16 protein-coding genes are annotated in these 20,963 nt (G+C 33.7%); 14 read left to right on the top strand and 2 right to left on the bottom strand.

Annotated features, from left to right (window positions below; genetic code table 11):
- Positions 1-14 precede the first annotated feature (14 nt).
- The 13 genes from gor (at position 15) to proS (ending at position 17,068) form a co-directional block, all read left to right on the top strand.
- Positions 15-1,358 (top strand): glutathione-disulfide reductase, encoded by a 1,344-nt coding sequence (gene gor, locus MN581_RS08170; protein WP_241699586.1) that lies wholly within the window; start codon positions 15-17, stop codon positions 1,356-1,358.
- A 123-nt stretch (positions 1,359-1,481) separates the two neighbouring features.
- Positions 1,482-2,888, top strand: a complete 1,407-nt coding sequence (locus tag MN581_RS08165; RefSeq protein ID WP_241699585.1) for a cytochrome ubiquinol oxidase subunit I — start codon at positions 1,482-1,484, stop codon at positions 2,886-2,888.
- A complete protein-coding gene (gene cydB / locus MN581_RS08160) occupies positions 2,889-3,893 on the top strand; it encodes a cytochrome d ubiquinol oxidase subunit II (RefSeq protein WP_199500922.1) in 1,005 nt (334 codons plus the stop codon). It begins immediately after the preceding gene.
- Between the two features lie 16 nt (positions 3,894-3,909).
- Positions 3,910-5,640: a thiol reductant ABC exporter subunit CydD gene (gene cydD, locus MN581_RS08155; RefSeq protein ID WP_241699584.1), complete on the top strand. Its 1,731-nt coding sequence runs from the start codon at positions 3,910-3,912 to the stop codon at positions 5,638-5,640.
- Positions 5,641-5,642: 2 nt separating this feature from the next.
- The gene (gene cydC, locus MN581_RS08150; protein ID WP_241699583.1) at positions 5,643-7,397 is read left to right on the top strand and encodes a thiol reductant ABC exporter subunit CydC; all 1,755 of its coding nucleotides are present in this window, start codon (positions 5,643-5,645) and stop codon (positions 7,395-7,397) included.
- 188 nt (positions 7,398-7,585) lie between these two features.
- The gene (locus tag MN581_RS08145; RefSeq protein WP_241699582.1) at positions 7,586-9,733 is read left to right on the top strand and encodes a hypothetical protein; all 2,148 of its coding nucleotides are present in this window, start codon (positions 7,586-7,588) and stop codon (positions 9,731-9,733) included.
- Between the two features lie 134 nt (positions 9,734-9,867).
- On the top strand, positions 9,868-11,019 hold the full coding sequence (locus MN581_RS08140) for a cation:proton antiporter (protein WP_117973517.1): 1,152 nt from the start codon (positions 9,868-9,870) through the stop codon (positions 11,017-11,019).
- A 124-nt stretch (positions 11,020-11,143) separates the two neighbouring features.
- Positions 11,144-11,740 (top strand): nitroreductase family protein, encoded by a 597-nt coding sequence (locus tag MN581_RS08135; protein WP_117973516.1) that lies wholly within the window; start codon positions 11,144-11,146, stop codon positions 11,738-11,740.
- 413 nt (positions 11,741-12,153) lie between these two features.
- Positions 12,154-13,479: a CHAP domain-containing protein gene (locus tag MN581_RS08130; RefSeq protein ID WP_117973515.1), complete on the top strand. Its 1,326-nt coding sequence runs from the start codon at positions 12,154-12,156 to the stop codon at positions 13,477-13,479.
- Between the two features lie 141 nt (positions 13,480-13,620).
- Positions 13,621-13,905 (top strand): hypothetical protein, encoded by a 285-nt coding sequence (locus MN581_RS08125; RefSeq protein ID WP_117973514.1) that lies wholly within the window; start codon positions 13,621-13,623, stop codon positions 13,903-13,905.
- Between the two features lie 62 nt (positions 13,906-13,967).
- A complete protein-coding gene (locus MN581_RS08120; RefSeq protein ID WP_117973513.1) occupies positions 13,968-14,279 on the top strand; it encodes a nucleotide pyrophosphohydrolase in 312 nt (103 codons plus the stop codon).
- Between the two features lie 70 nt (positions 14,280-14,349).
- Positions 14,350-14,895: a hypothetical protein gene (locus tag MN581_RS08115; protein ID WP_117973512.1), complete on the top strand. Its 546-nt coding sequence runs from the start codon at positions 14,350-14,352 to the stop codon at positions 14,893-14,895.
- Between the two features lie 727 nt (positions 14,896-15,622).
- A complete protein-coding gene (gene proS / locus MN581_RS08110; RefSeq protein ID WP_117973511.1) occupies positions 15,623-17,068 on the top strand; it encodes a proline--tRNA ligase in 1,446 nt (481 codons plus the stop codon).
- A 40-nt stretch (positions 17,069-17,108) separates the two neighbouring features.
- On the opposite strand, the gene MN581_RS08105 is transcribed toward proS, so the two are convergent.
- The gene (locus tag MN581_RS08105; protein ID WP_117973536.1) at positions 17,109-17,672 is read right to left on the bottom strand and encodes a histidine phosphatase family protein; all 564 of its coding nucleotides are present in this window, start codon (positions 17,670-17,672) and stop codon (positions 17,109-17,111) included.
- Positions 17,673-17,722: 50 nt separating this feature from the next.
- Complete coding sequence (locus tag MN581_RS08100; protein WP_117973510.1) at positions 17,723-18,586, bottom strand: RluA family pseudouridine synthase; 864 nt, start codon at positions 18,584-18,586, stop codon at positions 17,723-17,725.
- Between the two features lie 169 nt (positions 18,587-18,755).
- On the opposite strand from MN581_RS08100, the gene MN581_RS08095 reads away from it, so the two are divergent.
- Entirely contained in the window at positions 18,756-20,912 is a 2,157-nt protein-coding gene (locus tag MN581_RS08095; protein WP_241699581.1) for a PBP1A family penicillin-binding protein, read from the top strand.
- The last annotated feature ends 51 nt before the right edge of the window (positions 20,913-20,963 follow it).

The raw sequence follows: 20,963 nt of genomic DNA, 5'->3' as shown, positions 1-20,963 counted from the left end.
AAGGGAGAAAGTATATGAAAACATTTGATTATATAGTGATTGGTGGAGGTAGCGGTGGAATAGCTTCTGCTAATAGAGCTGGGATGCATGGGGCTAAAGTACTATTAATAGAAGGAAACGAGCTTGGTGGGACATGTGTCAATGTTGGATGTGTTCCTAAAAAAGTCATGTGGTCAGCATCTCAAATGAATGATATGCTGCATCATCAAGCCTATGAATATGGTTTTGATATAACAATTGACGGATTTGATATGGCACGTTTGGTAGAAAATCGCCAAACGTATATCAAACGATTAAATGGTTTGTATTTAAAAGGGCTAGAAAGTAATGGAGTGACTCATATTAAGGGTTACGCTAAATTTAAAGAAAAAAAGGTGGTCGAAGTAAATGGAGAAACATTTACTGCTCCTCATATTTTAATTGCGACAGGTGGGAAAATTGTTCGCCCGAATATTCCTGGAGCAGAATATGGTATTGATTCAAATGGATTTTTTGAATTAACAGAACTACCAAAACGAGTGGCAGTAGTTGGAGCTGGATATATCGCAGTGGAAATCGCTGGCGTATTACATGGCTTAGGTGCAACGACTCATTTGGCATTTAGACGTGACACATTTTTACGTGAATTCGATGACTTATTAATTCAAGGATTAACTGAAAGTTATGAGAAAAGTGGCATGAATTTACATGCAAATAGTGTACCAAAGAGTGTTGAAAAAACAGCTTCTGGTTATGTTTTGTCCTTTGAAAACGGAAAATCAATCGAGGTAGATGAAATTGTCTGGGCAATCGGTCGAGTACCAAATATGGATGGGTTAAACCTTGATGTGACAGATGTTGAATTAACGGATAAAGGTGCAATAAAGGTAGACCAGTATCAAAATACCACACAAGAAGGTATTTATGCTGTTGGAGATGTCATTGATAAAATTAATTTAACACCTGTAGCAATTGCAGCAGGACGAAGATTATCCGAACGCTTATTTAATAATCAAGATAATTTATATTTAGAGTATCATACCGTTCCAACAGTTGTATTTTCACATCCAGCGATTGGAACAGTTGGTTTAACAGAAAAAGAAGCTAGAGAACAATATGGTGAGGATGTTAAAATATATACGTCTAGATTTACACCAATGCAGTTTGCGATTACTGAAGTTCGCGAAAAATGTTGGATGAAACTTGTGTGTGTCGGAAAAGAAGAAAGAATTGTTGGATTACACGGTATTGGATTGGGTGTTGATGAGATGCTACAGGGGTTTGCAGTTGCTGTAAGAATGGGTGCAACTAAAGCTGATTTTGATCAAACTGTTGCCATACATCCAACAGGAGCAGAAGAATTTGTCACAATGAGATAATGTGTGTAAAAAACGTTGTTTAAATTTATTATTACTTGATAACGAGTTGAAAAAGTTTTGAAACTACTTGACCTATCGGGTATAATGGGTTTGTTAAATAGATATATATAAGGAGGATTATTTATGGATATCGAATTTTTGGCACGATTCCAGTTTGGTATGACAACTGTCTTCCATTTCTTTTTCGTGCCAATGTCTATCGGGATGGCATTCGCTGTTGCGGTAATGGAGACAATGTATGTTGTTAAAAAAGAACAAATCTATAAAGATATGGCAAAATTTTGGGGAAATATTTTCTTAATAGGTTTTGCTGTAGGGGTTGTAACAGGGCTTATCCAAGAGTTTCAATTTGGAATGAACTGGTCTGAATACTCTCGTTTTATGGGGGATATTTTTGGAGCACCTTTAGCAGTTGAAGCATTACTTGCTTTCTTTATGGAATCAACGTTTATTGGACTATGGATGTTTGGTTGGGACAAATTCAATGAGAAACTGCACTTATTATTTATTTGGTTAGTATCAATCGGAACAGCTTTATCCGCGTTATGGATTCTTGCGGCAAACTCATTTATGCAAAATCCAGTGGCCTATTCAATTAATGAAGCAACAAATCGTGCAGAATTAACAAGTTTTGTTGGTTTACTAAAAAATCATCAATTATGGGTAGAATACCCTCACGTCTTATTTGGAGCGATTGTGACAGGTGGTTTTGTCATTGCTGGCTCATCAGCATGGAAAATGCTAAAAAATAAGGACATGGAATTCTTCAAAAAATCAATGAAAATCGGTTTAATTATTGGTTTGGTTGGTTCAATTTTAACCATTGTTGCTGGACACCAACAAATGATTGCTGTTGCAAATGATCAACCAATGAAATTTGCAGCAATGGAAGGTATCTATGAAGATACTTCTTCACCAGCTCCTTGGAACATTATTGCATCAATCGATACGAAAGATAAAGAAACAAAATGGGAAATTTCTGTTCCTTATTTATTAACTATTTTAGGTGGGGAAGATAAATATATTGGGATGGATCAAGCCAATAAAGAACTACATGATGAATATGATGCCAAATTTGGTTCAGAGATGGATTACTATTTACCAGTTAAGACTCTTTTCTGGGGATTCAGATTTATGGCTGGTTTTGGTTCTTTAATGGCATTGATGGCCACAGTGGGATTATATCTCCTTCGTAAAAATAAAATTCAAAGTTTGAAATGGATGCTATGGCTATTTGTAGCAGGTATTAGTTTCCCATTCATTTCTAATACATTTGGTTGGTTAGTGACTGAATTAGGACGTTCACCATGGACTGTTTATGGACTATTTACAATCGCAGATAGTGTGTCTCCTGGTGTATCAGCAACATCATTGTTAATTAGTAATATTGTTTACTTCTTATTATTCAGTGTATTAGGTTATGTGATGTTTATTTTCTGTAAACGTGCAGTGAAAAAAGGACCTTACTACGTTAATCCATCTGAAGCGAAAAAAGATGGTATTGACCCATTTGCAAAGGGGGTTCTGTAAATGAGTAATTTACAATTTTTATGGTTCATTTTAATCGGCGTTCTATTTTCAGGATTCTTTTTCTTAGAAGGATTCGACTTTGGTGTTGGAATGGCTACTAAGCTAGTTGCTCGTAACAAGCGTGAACGTGATCAAGTCATTGAAACAATTGGGCCCGTTTGGGAAAGTAATCTGGTTTGGTTAATTACTGCTGGAGGTGCAATGTTTGCTTCATTTCCAGAGTGGTATGCATCTTTATTTAGTGGGTTCTATTTAATTTTACTATTTATTTTAGTTGGTTTAATTATTCGTGGTGTATCTTTTAAATTTAGAAGTAGTTCTGAAAATGCAAAAGAGCGTAATACTTGGGAATGGGCATTATTTTTAGGTAGTGTGATTGTACCATTTCTATTTGGTATGATGTTTGTCGACTTAGTTATAGGTCTTCCACTAGATGCTACTAAAAATGTGATGAATGCCACCTTTACTGATTATATTAATTTATTTTCTATCGTAGGTGGTGTGGCCGTGACGTTAGTGAGCTTTTTACATGGCTTAAACTACTTACGTCTTAAAACAGAAGGAAATGTCCGTGAACGTTCATTGGCTATGGCAAAAAAATTATACCCAGTATTATTTGCTGGTTTAGTCGTTTTTGCGATCTTAGCTTATTTGAAAACAGATTTCTTTACTGAACGTTTTACATCTTCATTGGTCCTTTTAGTTTTAATTGTTGTTTTTGCCGCACTTTCTGCTTATGGCACTTATAAAGATAAAGAAGGATTATCATTTATTTCAACTGGATTAGTCTTCGTTGGGATTGTAGCATTCTTATTTAATGGATTATTCCCACGTGTTATGATTGCCAAAGACTCACAATTTAGTTTATTAATTGAAAATGCATCAAGTACACCGTATACATTGAAAGTAATGACAATTGTTACAGTTATCTTATTACCAATTGTGTTACTTTATGTGGCTTGGGCATATAAACAATTTACAAAACGTGTCAAAATTGATAGATAAAAGGAGTTGTACCTAATTGATTGATAAGAATTTATTTCGTATTGATAAAATTAGGTCAGTCTTAATTGGGCTTGTAGGATTAGGAATCCTACAAGCCTTATTAATTATCGGACAGGCTTATTTTTTATCAAAAGGGATTAGTGCGTTATGGAACGGAGAATCTGTCGCATCGCAAACGATGTCGCTTATTTGGTTTTTTTCTTGTTTTTTTGGTAGACAGTTAGTGTTGTATGTACGAGATAAATCTCTTGATAAGTATGCGTATCAAGAAGCAAGAAAAGTCCGACAACAATTGCTACAGAAAATATTTCGTTTAGGGCCTAACTTTGTTCAAAAAGAAGGAACTGGAAATATGGTCACGATGACGATTGAAGGCATTGACCAAGTGGAGAATTATATTACGTTAATTTTACCGAAATTAACGAATATGATGGTGATTCCTTGGCTTATTTTATTGTTTGTTTTCACGCAGGATATTCGTTCTGGTGTCATTTTATTACTTGTCTTTCCAATTATCATCTTATTTATGATTATTTTAGGATATGCGGCACGAGCAAAAGCAGATAGACAATATGAGGGATTTCAACTATTAAGCAACCATTTTTTGGACTCACTGCGAGGAATTGAAACACTCTATTTTTTAGGGCTTAGTAAAAAATATGAGAAAAAAGTATATGAAATAAGCGAAGATTATCGAAAAGCAACAATGAGTACGTTGAAAATAGCCATCTTATCAACCTTTGCGTTGGATTTCTTTACTACATTATCAGTTGCTATCGTCGCTGTATTTTTAGGTTTTAAGTTAATGAATGGTCAAATTGAGTTGTGGCCTGCTTTAACAACATTAGTATTAGCTCCAGATTTCTTTTTACCATTACGAGATTTTTCAAATGACTACCATGCGACATTAGATGGTGGAAATACATTAAAATCTATTTTTTCAATACTGGATCAAAAAGAATTAGCAAATGATGAAACAATTGACTTAAAAGGTTCATGGAATGAATCAGATAAATTATCATTAAAAAATATGTCGTTAAAATATAATGAATCACAAGAAGGAACAACCTTGACGGATATTTCTTTTGACTGGCAAGGTAGTGGGAAAATTGGAATTGTTGGGTTATCAGGATCTGGTAAGTCAACGTTGATTAAGCTACTAGGCGGATTTTTAGAAGCGACAGAGCCAAGTATTCATATTAATCAGTCTGCCATGACAAATCTACACAAAAAAGCATGGCAAGATCAATTGTTTTATATTCCGCAAGACCCTTATATATTCCATGGTTCATTAAAAGAAAATATTACATTTTACCGACCTGACGCTAGCTTTGAAGAATGTGCTGAAGCAGTGAAACAAGCGGGTCTAATTGATGTCATAGAAGAATTACCAGAAGGATGGGATACAGTGATTGGTGAAGGTGGTCACCTATTAAGTGGTGGGCAGTATCAACGTATTGCTGTTGCTAGAGCTTTATTAGATGAAGAGCGAAATATTTTATTATTTGATGAACCTACCGCCCATTTGGATGTGGAAACAGAGTATGAACTAAAAGAAACGATATTGCCATTATTTGAAAATAAGTTAGTATTTTTTGCGACACATCGTCTACATTGGATGAGAGAGATGGACTATATTTTAGTAATGGAAGATGGAAAAATTGTCGAACAAGGAACCTATCATGAACTGCGAGCTAAAAATGGTGCCTATCAAAACTTTGTGGATCAATTGAAAGGAGGGTTATAGAAATGAAACAGGATTATCTATTGTTAACTAAAAAAGATCAATGGGTTAGACCGTTTTTTAAAAAATATAAAAAATTGTTAGCTTTGGTTTTATTTCTTGGTTTTTTAACCTTTTTTTCAGCAGCAGCGTTAATGTTTACTTCAGGCTATTTAATCAGTAAGTCCGCTGCAAAACCTGAAAATATTTTGTTAGTTTATGTTCCAATTGTGCTAACACGTGCATTTGGTATAGCAAGACCAACATTTCGATATATTGAGCGTTTAGGGAGCCACAATTGGGTGTTAAAAATGACCTCTGATATACGTGTTCGTTTATATCGTTCTCTTGAAACTGAAGCGGCAAACACGAAAGAAAATTATCAGTCAGGAAGTTTATTGGGTATATTATCAGAGGATATTAATCATATTCAAAATCTCTATTTGAGAACGATTTTCCCAATTTGTACGTCGTATATTTTGTATCTTTTTATTATTATTGGACTAGGTTATTTCTCATTACCATTTGCTGGGTTAATGCTATTATTATTCGCATTGATTTTAGTGGTATTACCACTAGCAGCAGTGTTGGTTAATAATGCTAGAGTATATCGTAAAAAAGCAAAAAAACATGATCTCTATAATGATTTAACAGACGCAGTATTAGGTGTTGCTGATTGGCAATATAGCGGACGTTATGAAGAATTTCTAACACAGTACAATGAAGCAGAAGCGAACGTTAGAAAAGAGGATTACCAATTAAATCGTTACTCTCGTTTAGAAGGTATTATGAAGCAATTGATTTTTGGTATCATAGCTGTTGTTTTATTTATATGGGCAGGTAATTATTTTATTAGCCAAGGTAATCAAGCAGCCTTAAATTGGATAGCAGCCTTTGTTTTATCTTTTTTTCCATTGCTAGATGCTTTTAGTCCAGTAAGTGATTCGGTAAAAGAGTTGCCAATCTATGAAGACACTGTGCAACGTTTATCTAAGTTACCAAATCCTGAAAAGAAAGAAATGCATGAAGTAAAAGAAGAGATGACATTAACTAATACAACAATTGAATTAGAAGCTGTTAGTTTTAAATATCCTCAAGGGAAAAGAGCGTTATTATCCCATTTTAATCTGACTATACCAGAAGGACAAGTTGTGGCGTTACTTGGAAAAAGTGGAACAGGAAAAACAACGTTAACTCAGATTATTCGGGGTGATTTAGTACCAACTACTGGGAAAGTTTTAGTAGGTGGCATAGATATAAAAGAATTAGTAGGACAACAAGCAAACTATTTTGGCGTATTAAATCAACACCCTTACTTATTTAACACAAGTTTGAAAAATAACGTGCGTCTAGGTAATTTGGATGCGACAGATGAGGAAGTATTAGAAGCGATTGAAGCAGCAGGGTTAAAACGCGTGGTTGAACGTCTTCCCCAAGGAATGGATACGTTAGTTGAAGAAGGTGGTAAAAGGTTTTCTGGTGGAGAACAGCAGCGTATTGCATTAGCAAGAATTTTATTACAAGATGTACCTATTGTTATTATTGATGAACCAACCATAGGATTAGACCCATTAACTGAAAAGCAGTTGTTAGAAACTGTCTTTGTAGCATTAAAGAATAAAACAGTTATTTGGATTACTCATCACTTAGTTGGCATCCATCACGCTGATAAAGTGGTCTTTATTGAAGATGGTAACATTGATATGTCAGGTATCCCTAAGGAGTTATTAGAGACTAATAATCGATTTGAACAACTTTATCAAATGGACGTTTACGAGTAAAAAAGACACTCCTGACTAATGGGAGTGTCTTTTTTATTAAAAATTAAACAAAATATATATTTTTGATTGATTCAATATACTAAAACAACTTTACAATTACCAACAGAAAAGGTAGTATTAATACGAGTATCCAATTAATACTGATACACGTTAGTGAGTAAGATGAATAGTGGAGGGAGCATAGTATTATGCCGTTAGAGGAGTCTGTTATAGACGTTCAATTATATCAAGATGAAACGAAAAAACCAACTGAACGAAGTATTATCTTATTACCTGTTCAGAATATTACGACTAAGAAAAATCAATTATTATTAAAGTGGTCAAATCGTAAACAAAAATTATCACAATCAATTATTACAAAAGCAGTAACGTTATTTATGGCTGAGTGGGAAAAAATATTTTCATTATATCCTATTGACCGTGTGTTCTTAGACTATACTGCACATGAAAGAATAGAACTGTTAGTCACGTTTGATGCAAGTAGATTATATTCTAATACTCAAATTAGAAATATAAAAACGAACGCTCCAAGAATTTTCAAAGAGACGATGAGAGAAGCATATGATCAATTAGGAATTTTAGAACAACCATCCCAAATTAATGGTACTTTTACTAGTATGGACTATGATAATTACGATAACACTCAAGCAAGAGTACCTAGTATTAGTCAATCAACATCTACACCGAAAAATCATCATTCACAAGATTTTTTAGATGATGGATTATTAGAAAAGCAACAAAGAATTTATGAGTTAGAACAAAAAATTGCAGAAAATGCTCAAGTCATTAAATCATTTGAATTGGATTTAAAAACAGCACAACGTGAGTATGAATTAAAAATCAATCAAATGAGTCAAGAAAATGACAGCTTAAAACAAAAAGTAATCTCATATCAAGATAACGAGATTGATTACAGACAACAACTACAAATAAAGCAATCTGAAATATTAGATTTAAAAAATAACGTGAACGAGCTAAACTCATCACTTGAACAAGATGTAGAGTCTTGGAAGCAAAGATACCAACAAACTCAATATGAAAATGAAGAACTTCGCTTAGTTATTACTGAAAATCAACAATTTGAAGAACAAGTACAAGAATCATTACGAGAAGCGACTCTTAAACTTAAACAAAAGGAAGATGAATTAGCGAATCTTATACAAGAAAATAATCTAAGTCAAAAAGAATCGCAACTAAGAGAACAACAGCTACATTCAGAAAATGAACGTCTTCAAGATCAACAAGATAAACTAGATCGATTACTTGAAGAAAGACAAATGATTATTCAACAATTAACTGATGAGTTGACTCATAAAGAACAAGAAATGAAGAAACTAACGTTTGAACATCAACAAGCAGTGCAAGAATATCAACATCAGTTAGATCAAAAGGATAAAGAATTTGAAAATCTTAATTATTCTAAAAATGAAGAAATTAAGCGATTATCACAAAGATTAGAAAAACAACAAGAACTAGTTAATCAGTTAATGAATTCACAAGAATTAACGCAAGCTAAATGGCAAGATAACTATACTCGTTTGGAGTCTAATTATCGAACGGCAGCTAGTCGAGTATTTGATTTAGAAAAAGAATTAGCTAAACTAAAACAATCAAATTATGCCAAATTGAATATGCAAAATTCTGATTTTTCTTCTATTTCGTTGGAAAATGAAACTGTTACACCAAGTATTGATCTTCCAAAGGCATCTGACGTTCCCGTATTTGACCCAGTAGATATGGTGACAGAAGAAAATAGTTCAGTTGAATCAAGTGACTTGGAAGCATCATCACAGATTGATTTGGACGATACTCTCAACCAGTCTTATCATTATACAGATGAAGAGGATAGTTATGATGAAGATGAGTATGACTATGAAGATGAGTATGACTATGAAGATGAGTATGACTATGAAGATGAGTATGACTATGAAGATGAGTATGACTATGAAGATGAGTATGACTATGAGTATGATGACGATATTTTAGGATATGATGATGAAACGATTATGGACGATGTTGATAGCATATTAAGTGATACTGAGGATGAAGAAGGCAAAGAAAAAGTTCGTAAAAAAGAATTTTTAGCATTTGAAAGTCAGCTTGATTTATTGTCTGAACGTTGGAAAAAACTTGACAAGCAAGACATTAAATTTAAAAAATGGGCTGAACCCAAAATGAAACAATTTGATCGCTTTTATAAAAAATTAGATGAAAATATTAAAGCCCCAAAATTGTTATCAAGAAAATATGTTATGACCGAAGAAGTTTGGGGAGAAATTCAAGCGTATGGACTAATCAGTCGTCATCTACAAACAATTTTAGATTATGAAGGTTAAGTATAAAAAGCCCCTTTTTTAAAAGGGACTTTTTTATAATATTGGGATTAAAAAATACGATAAATCTTTACAAGAGATGCAACAATTTGATAGATTTATTAGTGTAGGTATAAAAAAAGAGTAGGGGATGACGTATGGAATTATTGTTTACTATTGTTTTAATATTATTTTCAACTAAAGTTGCTGGGCATTTATCTGTTAGACTTGGTCAACCAGCAGTTTTGGGGAAACTACTGATTGGTATTTTAATTGGACCAGCAGTTTTAGGATTAGTACAAGACTCAGCTATTTTTCAAGAATTTTCAGAAATAGGGGTTTTATTGTTGATGTTTTTAGCTGGACTTGAAACAGATGCAGATCAGTTAAAAGAAAATTGGAAACCATCAGTTGCTGTGGCGGTATTAGGTATCATAGTACCATTTGCTAGTGCTTTTGCTATGGGAGAATTATTTGGGTTTTCTTTCAATGAAGGAATCTTTTTAGGCGTTCTTTTCTCTGCTACTAGTGTGAGCATTACCGTTCAAGTGTTAAAAGAAATGGGCATGATGCAAACAAGAGAAGCTACAACCATATTAGGTGCAGCCGTTGTGGATGACATTTTAGTTGTGACGTTGTTAGCGTTTGTGATGTCCTTTATGGGAGAAGATACATCTAGTTCTTCTGTTCCATTGTTACTATTCAAAAAAGTTCTATTCTTTGTTGTAGCATCTGTTGTAGGCGTTTATATTGTTCCTAAATTCCTAACATTATTTTCAAAGTTTAAAGTCACTGCTCCTGTAACAGCAGGTGCGTTAATTGTAGCATTTGGCTTTGCTTATTTTGGTGAAATGCTAGGTATGGCTGGGATTATTGGAACCTTTTTAGCAGGATTATTTATTTCTCAGACGTCTTTCCAACATGAAGTGGAAAAAACAGTTGATCCGATTGCGAATGCCTTATTTGTACCATTTTTCTATGTCAGTGTAGGTATAAGCATTTCGTTTGATGGGGTACTAAGTCAAATGGGATTCTTAGTTGCTTGTACAATCATAGCTATTTTATCTAAACTATTTGGTGGCTTCTTAGGAGCGAAGATGACAGGATTTGATAATCATGCATCGCTTGCTGTGGGTTCAGGTATGGTATCACGAGGTGAGGTAGCCCTGATTATTGGAACAACAGGATTAGCAACAGGCCTACTATCACAAGAATATTACACAACAGTTATTATTTCAGTGATATTAACAACGTTGATTGCTCCACCAATGTTAAAACATTACTTTATGAAACTATATCCAAAAAAATAATTTAATCAAACAGTCGAAATATTTCGGCTGTTTTTTCTTATATTAAGTAAGCATATAATTTTACTTACTTAATGTTAGCTGATATAGTATAAACATCAAATAAATAAAAAGGATTGATTAACACATGTCAAATTTTGTAGAACTATTAAAAAAACGTCGTTCAATATATAATCTTGGGAAAAATATCTCTCTATCTAATGATGAAATTGTAGAATTAGTAACAGAAGTTGTCAGAGAATCTCCTACTGCTTTTAATTCTCAAAGTCAACGTGTAGTATTTTTATTTGATGGTGCACATGAAAAATTATGGAGTATGACTGAAGAGTTATTAAAACCTTTAACACCACCAGAGGCATTTGAAAATACAAAAGAAAAATTAAAAGGATTTGCTAATGGAAAAGCAACCATTTTATTTTTTGAAGACACAGATATTGTGAAAGGATTACAAGAACAATTTGCGTTATATGCAGAAAACTTTCCTATTTGGTCGGAACAGGCAAGTGGTCTAACTCAATCCAATGTTTGGACAGCCCTTGCAGAAAAAAATATCGGGGCTAATTTACAACATTACAATCCAATTATTGATGAATCCGTATCAAATGAGTGGGGTATTCCACAGAATTGGAAATTACGTGGCCAATTAGTGATTGGATCCATTGAGTCTCCTGCTCTAGAAAAAGAATATATGGAAAATGTCGATCGTTTTAAACGTTTTAATTAATACTTGATGGATTCATAAAAAGTTCTTATTTGAATAGAAGAAATATCATATTTATTATCTACTCTATAAGCATACCAACAAAACAACCCTAACAAACTTTTTCATTTTATTTACTCCTCCAAAGTAAATAAAACAACTCCTTTAGTCACTAGTATAAACTAGTGACTTTTTTATGACGATTAAAGTGCTATTCAAATAACAAATACATTCTTTTTTTGATTAACAATACATTTCAATTAATCTGAAAATCGATTAAAAACAGAATAACGAAAGTAGAATGAAATGTTTTTGTAACATTTCCTTTATCTATTTGACATATCACTATGTTAAAATAACGGAGTCGTCAAGGAAAGAGAAATTAATAATTAAACACATTTTATATAAATTTAGACAAGTTATTCGGAGGAAGAAAATTGAAGAAGAATATTTTATCAACGATTATGGTATGTTCTATTGCATTAACAGCTGTAGCTAGTCCAAGTATTGCATTAGCAGATTCTGTGGATGTTCAAATTAAACAACAAGATGAAAAAATTAACGCTTTAAAAGGTCAACAAGAAAAAGCACAAGCTGAAATTAATGCTTTGGAATCAAAAGTAGCTTCTGTGAACGAAAAAGTTTCATCTTTAGAAGCTAAACAAGCTAAATTAAGCCAAGATACTGAAAAATTACAGAGTGAGATTGCAACATTAAAAGTTAGAATTGCAAAACGTGAAAAATCAATCCAAAAACAAGCACGTGATGCACAAACAAATGGACAAAGTACAAACTATGTGAATGCTGTTTTAGAAGCTGATTCATTATCAGATGCCATTAGTCGTGTTCATGCAATGAGTACCATTGTAAATGCAAACAACGATTTAGTAAAACAACAAAAAAGAGATCAACAATCAGTTGAAGAAAATATTCAAGAAAATGAAGCAAAAATAAGTGAAATGGCTTCAACACAAAAAGAATTACAAAGTCAAAAAGATTCATTAGCTTCACAACAAGCTGAATTAAATGTACTAAAAACAACTTTAGCAGCGGAACAAGCAACAGCTGAAGGCGATAAAGCTAAATTAAATAAACAAAAAGAAGAAGCAAAAGCTGCACAAATCAAAGTGTTAAAAGCGCAACAAGAAGCTTCTGAAAAACCTGTAGCTGTTAAAGCTGTTAAAGCAGAAAAAACAGTAGACGAGAAGAAAACTGAGACAACAACACAGAATAGTACATCATCGTCAAGTGAACAATCAAGTTCAACAGTACAAGAAAGTAAACCGGTAGAAAAACCAACTACTGAAACAACTACGTCATCAAGTGAAACAACTACATCATCAAATGAGACACCAAGTTCAACTCCTAGTGGAAATACAACTTCTAACGGTAGTGGAGTAGATCATTCAGGGTCAGGAAATATGTATGCTGTGGGGCAATGTACTTGGTACGTGAAAAGTGTTGCTCCGTGGGTAGGTACTTATTGGGGTAACGGTTGCCAATGGGGAGCTTCTGCTGCGGCAGATGGTTACACTGTTAATTCGACCCCAGCAGCAGGTGCGGTAGTAGTATTTGCAGCAGGTCAATCTGTTGGTGGACAATGGACAGCAGATGGTTCTTATGGACATGTTGCTTATGTTGATTCTTACAATGCTTCAAATAATACTATTACAATTTCGCAAGGTGGTACTGGATTTTCTTCACCAACTGGACCAAACAGCCAAACAATTAGTGCGTCAGGATATACTTATATTCATCGCTAAGATTAAATAATTTGAAACACACAACATATTATATGCTATATGTTGTGTGTTTTTTTATAAAAATATTTCTTAAATAAATCGACTTTTTATCATTTTTTAGTAGTATAGTATTGTATGATAGGAAAAAAAGGAGGAATTAGTATGATAAATGGTTTAGATACATTGTTTATCTCAAAAGAAAATTATGACTTGTTTTTAAAAGCAGTGGAAGAAAAACTTAGTGATGAAAGTAAACTAGCGATTGTATTAGATGAATTAAAGGAAAAAATAGAAAATGGAATCAAAGATCTTGATATTAAAGAGAACGACAAATGGAATATATTGACAGTTGTGTTATCTAGTCAATATTTTTCTCCACAAAAAGTTTTTATATGTGATGTTCATTTAATTAAACAACCAGATGGACATATTAAAATTAAATATTAACGATAAAAATTCGAGTAGCCCCCTACCAATATGTGTAGGGTTTTTTGTTATAATAGAAATAAATGATAGAAAGTGTGATAAGGTTGACATCGATAGAGAGAATCAATGAATTTAGAAAAGCACGTGGGTGGAATCATGCAAGCAAGGAAAAGGATTTAGCTATTTCTATTTCTTTAGAAGCTAATGAGTTACTAGAATTATTTCAATGGTTAGATAATTCAGAAGCAGTGAAACAAACAGAGCGTCTCGAAGAAGAATTAGCAGACGTATTAATTTATTCTTATACTTTAGCAGATAAACTAGGGTTTAACATAGATGATATCATTGAGAAAAAACTGATAAAGAATGCTCAAAAATATCCTGTTAACAGATGATATAACAGTATGTCTTTTTTTGTGTTTAAGTTATAATATAAGAGTAAATAAAGGTATTGGAGGAGAAGAAATGTTTGAACAAAAAAAAGTATACAAAAGTTTGGAAAATAGGCAGTTTACTCCGCAAAGTTTACTAGCAGAATTATCAGATTTAAAACAGTTTGAATTTGAAAATATTTCTTATACAGGTATTAGTTTAAATATAGAAATGTTAATTACACAATATATACGTGATGATAAATTTCGATTAATTGAAGCTAAAGGAGGATTGGCTAAAAAAAGTTATGATATGTGGTATCATGATTTATCATTGGCTATAGAAATCTTTAATCATTTTGCTGAATATACAAAATTAAACTTTGATATTTATGTGAAAGAAGCACATAAATTTGAAAAGGAGACAGGTTTTTCTAATACCTCTAAAGAATATAAAGAATATTTTGAACAAGGAAATTCAATGTATTTTCACGACATGCTACACATCGTATTTGATTTATCTAGAAAAATTGATTTGAGTATCGAAGATTTTAAAGAAGCACTAATAGCTGATGGTGAAGATATCACTCAGTATAAGTTACCTAAAAAAAATGTATTTGAAGGTAAAGACACCATATAAACATAAAATTTATGAGTCGGTTTTTTCATTCAATAATCAAAAAAGGTTAATAGCAGTGCTTTGTAGGTAAGTTCGCGTGTCTTTTATTTTTATTTGCTATTAATTAAATGAAAAACTGTAAAAATTAAGGATTATCGTTTTATAGAGCAAGAGATTTATTCAAGATTACGACAAGGTATGTCTAAAAGTGATAGTATCTTTTTTCTTTCAATTAATTAACAAGCTAAAAAAGATTTTGATCAAAAAGTTAAACATTAACGGTCTGATTATCCATAAAGTACTGGAAAAAATCAGCCATGGGGAAAGGATCGTCATGGCATTGACTTAAAAATTATTCACTTTGTCATAGAATCTAAAATAGTTTGATTATTGATAATAAGTTATTAGAGAGTTACTCTAGTTTTGAAACTAATATTTATCCTTAGAAAGATCGTCCTTCTAAGGAATTTTTGTGATTGACAAAAATTATTGTAGATGCTAGATTTACGTTATACAGATATTGTCTTGGAATAGTAGAGGGTGAGTTTTATTTTAGAGAGGAGTCGGGTGGTGGAAAGACTCTATCAAGCCCCCTTGAACCTACCAAGAAGCATCGTTTAGTTAACGTTATCAACTAATGAAGTTGTAAAGTATGATTCTACTTTAAAGCAAGGTGGCACCGCCTATTTTGGTCCTTGCAAAGTAGAGTCTTTTTTTATACATAAAAATAGACAGGAGAAGAGATTAAATGGCTAAAAAACAAGGCTTTGTCAAACAAATTACAAGTAGAGAGGATGATTTTGCAAAATGGTATACAGATGTTTGCCTTAAGTCGGAACTGTGTGATTACTCTAGCGTAAAAGGATCAATGGTTATCCGACCAACAGGAACCGCAATTTGGGAAAAAATCCGTGATGTAGTGGATGCCAGGTTAAAGGAAACAGGGCATCAAAATGTGATGATGCCACTACTTGTCCCAGAACATTTATTATTAAAAGAAGCGGAGCATGTTGAGGGATTTGCTCCAGAAGTTGCTTGGGTAACAATGGGCGGTGAAACAAAGTTAAGTGAACGCTTAGCGATTCGTCCAACGTCAGAAGTGTTGTTTTGTGAGCATTTTAAAACAGTGATTCATTCTCATCGTGATTTACCAGTCTTGTATAATCAATGGGCGAATGTCATGCGTTGGGAAAAAAATACTCGCCCGTTTTTACGCACAACAGAATTTTTTTGGCAAGAGGGTCATACTTGTCATGTGAGTCATGAAGAAGCAGAGAAAGAAGCGTTAATGATTCTTGATATGTATGTGGATGTTTGTGAAAATATTCTAGCTATCCCCGTAGTAACAGGTGTTAAATCAGAAAGTGAAAAATTTGCTGGAGCAGAAAAAACCTATACAAATGAAACGTTGATGTATGATGGAAAAGCATTGCAAATTAATACCTCTCATCATTTAGGAGATCATTTTGGTAAAGCATTTGACATCACTTACACAGATAAGGAAGGAAAAGAGCAGTTTGTTTATACAACGTCATGGGGGCTAACAACACGTACTATTGGTGGAATGATTATGGTTCATAGTGACGATCGTGGGTTAGTTTTACCTCCAAGAATTGCTCCAATACAGGTTATCATCATCCCTATCGCCCAACATAAAGAAGGTGTCTTAGATAAAGCAGATGAATTAAAAGGTATGTTATCAGATGTGGCAACGATTAAAGTAGACGATAGCGACAAGCAACCTGGCTGGAAATTTAGTGAAGCTGAAATGAAAGGCTATCCTATTCGTATTGAAATGGGACCTAAAGATATTGAAAATAATCAAGTTATTGTCGTTCGACGAGATACCCTAGAAAAAATAACCGTACCGTTTGATGACACATTGCCAACCGTTATCTCTGAATTATTAGAAGCCATTCACCATGACATGTTAGCTAAAGCACGAAAACGTCAAGAAGAAAAAACGCGTATTGCCACAACAAAAGAAGAGTTTAATCGATTAATCGAAGAAGGCGGATTTGTATTAGCACCATGGTCAGGTGATGAAGCTGTGGAAGAGTTAATCAAAGAACAAACAGGTGCTACGTCTCGTTGCTGGAGTTTTGATCATCAACAAGATGATTTAACAGGATTGAAAGATTTATGGAACGGTAAGCCCGCTAAGTACATGATGCATTGGGCAAAAGCTTATTAATAATAACAAAAAGACAGTCACCTAAACAGGTGCTGTCTTTTTAAAATGTGTGGTTAATTGCTTCTATAAATTCAAATTTTCCGTTATCAAAGGCAAATTTTAAAATACAACAATTTGAAAACGAGATGGATGTTACTTTTTCGTACTCTAACCATGCTTGAATAAACAAATACATCGCACCACCATGGCTAACAGCCAACACAGTATCTTGAGGATCATTTGTCATAACATCTGTTAGAGTGTCTACCATTCGTTGTTGGACGTCTTTAGACGACTCGCCACCATAGGCTACAAATGAATCTCCAAACGAGGTGTCACCTTTTTTTCGTTTAGGGTTGAGTCGTTCACTTTCGCCTTCAAATAAACCAAAATTCCATTCTTTTATTCCTTTTAATCGTGTGTATTCAGTGTGTCCGGCGATGATTTCTAGCGTGTCGCATGCTCGTTCTTGAGTAGAAGAATAAAATGAATCGATGTTGATATTGTTGTCATCAAAATACTTTTTAGCGATAGTTGCCTGTCTAATCCCTTCATCGGTTAATGGTGAATCACAAGCTCCTTGCACCTTGCCAAGTTGGTTAAACAGTGTTTGACCGTGCCTCATTAAATAAAGTGTCTTTGCCAATTAACATCAGTCCTTTCTTTAATAGGTAATTAGTCAAATAAAAAAGGTGTCGCTTGTACGTTTATTTCTTCCTTAGTAAAAGGATGAATGAGATGGAGAGATTTAGCATGTAATTGAAGTCTCTTTGCATGCGACGTTGGATTGTATAGTGGGTCACCGATAATTGGATGATGAATACTTTCCAAATGAACACGTATTTGATGTGTGCGACCAGTATCTAATTGACATTCTATTCGCGTTTTGTTATTTAATCGCTCTACGACTGTTACATGTGTAGTGGCTTTATCTCCTTTTTTGGAATCAATGACTCGTTTCCTACGATCGTGGCGATGCCTTCCGATAGGTTGATTGATTGTAAAGTGTGTCTTTTTTATTAAACCACTTACCTCTGCTTCATAATACCTATTTATTTCTTTTTGTTCAAGTAATCTACCTAAAACTGGTAATATAACAGGATTTTTTGCAAATACAATCGCTCCACTGGTTTCCTTATCTAATCGATGGACAACATATGGGAGTTGATTTTTAGGCTTTAAGTAAGCAGTAAGGTCATTTAATAATGTATCGGTTTCTTTTGGTTGGTTTGGATGTGTTTTTTGTCCGTGAGGTTTATTCACAATAATTAGATGGTCATCTTCCCATAGCACATTAATAGCCTTGGCATTACCAGAAATAATATGAGGAATAGTGTAATCATCTTCTTCAAAGATTAAAGTAATCCTATCTCCAGGCTCGACAGTTTCGTGAAACATGACGGGAGCATTATTTTTTAACACATTTTTACGCGTTCTAAGGAAATGTCTTACTTTTCTAGGAATAAGCCACTCTGTTTCTAATAGTTCTCGAACAGTTGTTTGAGTTGTTGAGGGAGGTAGAACAATAGAAAATTGCATATATAGACTCCTTTTTCTAATTTAAAGGTTTTTTAAAAAATAACATGTAGTAATTTAATTTTTAAATGGTATATTAAAGTAACTTATGAAGATAAGTCTTTAGACGTATTAGTTATTTCTGATAATATGATACACTAAATTTATAAAATTTAATAGAAAGGACATTATCATGGAGTATATTAAGAAGTATTTTGAAGTGATAAAATCCTGGTTAATAAGGTTTGGTACGTGGTTGCAGCCTCACTGGCAAACGTTTCGTATCCATCAAAAAAGAATATGGAAAAAATATCATATTAATAAAATTATTTTGTTAGTGACATTAACCTTTATTTTAGTCACAAGTCTTTATTTATTTTACCTGGCTAAAAGTATGAATGTGTCAGGCTTAAAAGCTGGTTTGGAACAATCAACGACGATTTATGATAAAGATGGAGATGAGGCAGGTAAGCTTCGAAAAAATGGTGGGACATTTGTAACGCTAGATAATATTTCCCCTCATGTAGTAGACGCACTTATCTCAACAGAAGATCGTCGGTTTTATAAACATAAGGGATATGATGTAAAAGGAATTATGAGAGCGGCTGTTAGGAAGGTCATTAGACGAAATAATAGTGGCGGTGGCGGTAGTACCATTACACAACAGCTAGCTAAAAATGCCTTTTTAGACCAACAGCAAAATTTTACTCGTAAAGCAAAAGAACTTTTTCTAGCAATCGAACTTGAAAAAGAGTACTCAAAAGATGAAATATTGGAAATGTACTTGAATAAATCTTACTTTGGTAGTGGGGTTTGGGGAATTCAAGACGCGTCAAAAAAATATTTTGGTAAAGATGCTAAAGATTTGACTGTTGATGAAGCAGCTGTATTAGTCGGCGCCTTGAAAGGTCCTAGTTTATATAACCCGATTGATCATATGGACTATGCTGTAAACAGACGTAATACAGTCTTATCTGTGATGGTGGATAATGGAAAATTAGATAAAGCAACCGCAGATAGGCTGATGAAAGAACCGATATATTTAACAGATACATATGTCCCGGATAAAGATACCTATAAATATCCTTATTATTTTGACGCGGTCATTTCTGAAGCGGTTGATAAAACGAAATTGACTGACGCTGACATTTCAAGTGGTGGTTACAAAATATACACAGCACTAGATCAAGTGTATCAACAGGGAATGGATCAAACCTTTGCTAATGATAGTTTATTTCCACCAGCAGCATCAGATGGTGAAATTGTAGAAGGGACATCTGTTGCGATTAATCCTAGTTCTGGTGGTGTGATGGGGATTGTCGGGGGACGTGGTGAGTATACTTATCGGGGCTGGAATCGTGCGACTAACTCTTATTTATCACCAGGATCAACAATGAAGCCTTTATCTGTTTATACATCGGCATTAGAAGCAGGGTATAAACCAGATGATATGTTAAAAGATGAAGAATTACCTTATTATGATGTACATAATTTTTCGCATACATATAGTGGTGAGACATCTATGACGAATGCCTTGATTCATAGTTTAAATGCTCCTGCTGTTTGGTTAATGCATGAAATTGGCATTGATAGAGGGTATAAAAAAGTGGAACAATTTGGTGTTAAACTAGATGAAAAAGATAAATATTACGGTTTAGCGTTAGGTGGACTAACCAAAGGAGCTAGACCAATTGATATGGCAAGTGCATACACCGTATTTGCTAATGAGGGAGTTAGAAACGAAACACATTTTATTACCAAGATTGAGGATTCACATGGTGTGATTATTTATGAAAATCAAAAGCCGAAATCTACACGCGTGACAACGCCTGAAGTAGCTGAAGAGATGACTAGCATGCTTCAAGGGGTTTATAGTACGGGAACAGGTGCTGCAGCTCAGCCGTATGGTTATCAAATAGCCGGTAAAACAGGAACGACTGAGAATATTAATGCAGATGGTATGTCGAAAGATCAATGGATGATTGGTTATACTCCTGACGTGGTGGTCGCAACATGGATTGGTTTTGATAAAAGTGGGCCGGATCATTATTTGCCAGGTAATGACAGTAGTTATATTTCTAATATTTTCAGAACAGAGATGCAAAGTATATTAGGAGCTTCTCCAAACACACCATTTCCAGTGAAAGATGTGACACAGTCAACGGATTATATCGATAATCAAGAAAATGATACAAGGACTGATGGTAAATTAGATGGAATTGGTGACAAACTAAACGATGTTGGTGGAAAAATTAAACAAGGTGCAGACACTGTAGGAGACGGCATCAAAAAAGGATTAGACAAAGTGGGTGAAGTTTGGCAAGGTATCTGGGGTAAGGTAACTCAATAATATTAGGCTTTTTCTTTGAAACATGTTACAATATTAGGAGAATAAATTTCT

The sequence above is a fragment of the Vagococcus sp. CY53-2 genome (assembly GCF_022604695.1).
In the GTDB taxonomy this organism is placed as follows: domain Bacteria; phylum Bacillota; class Bacilli; order Lactobacillales; family Vagococcaceae; genus Vagococcus.
Note: the sequence above shows the minus strand (reverse complement) of the source record. Positions and strands in the feature narration are given on the sequence as shown.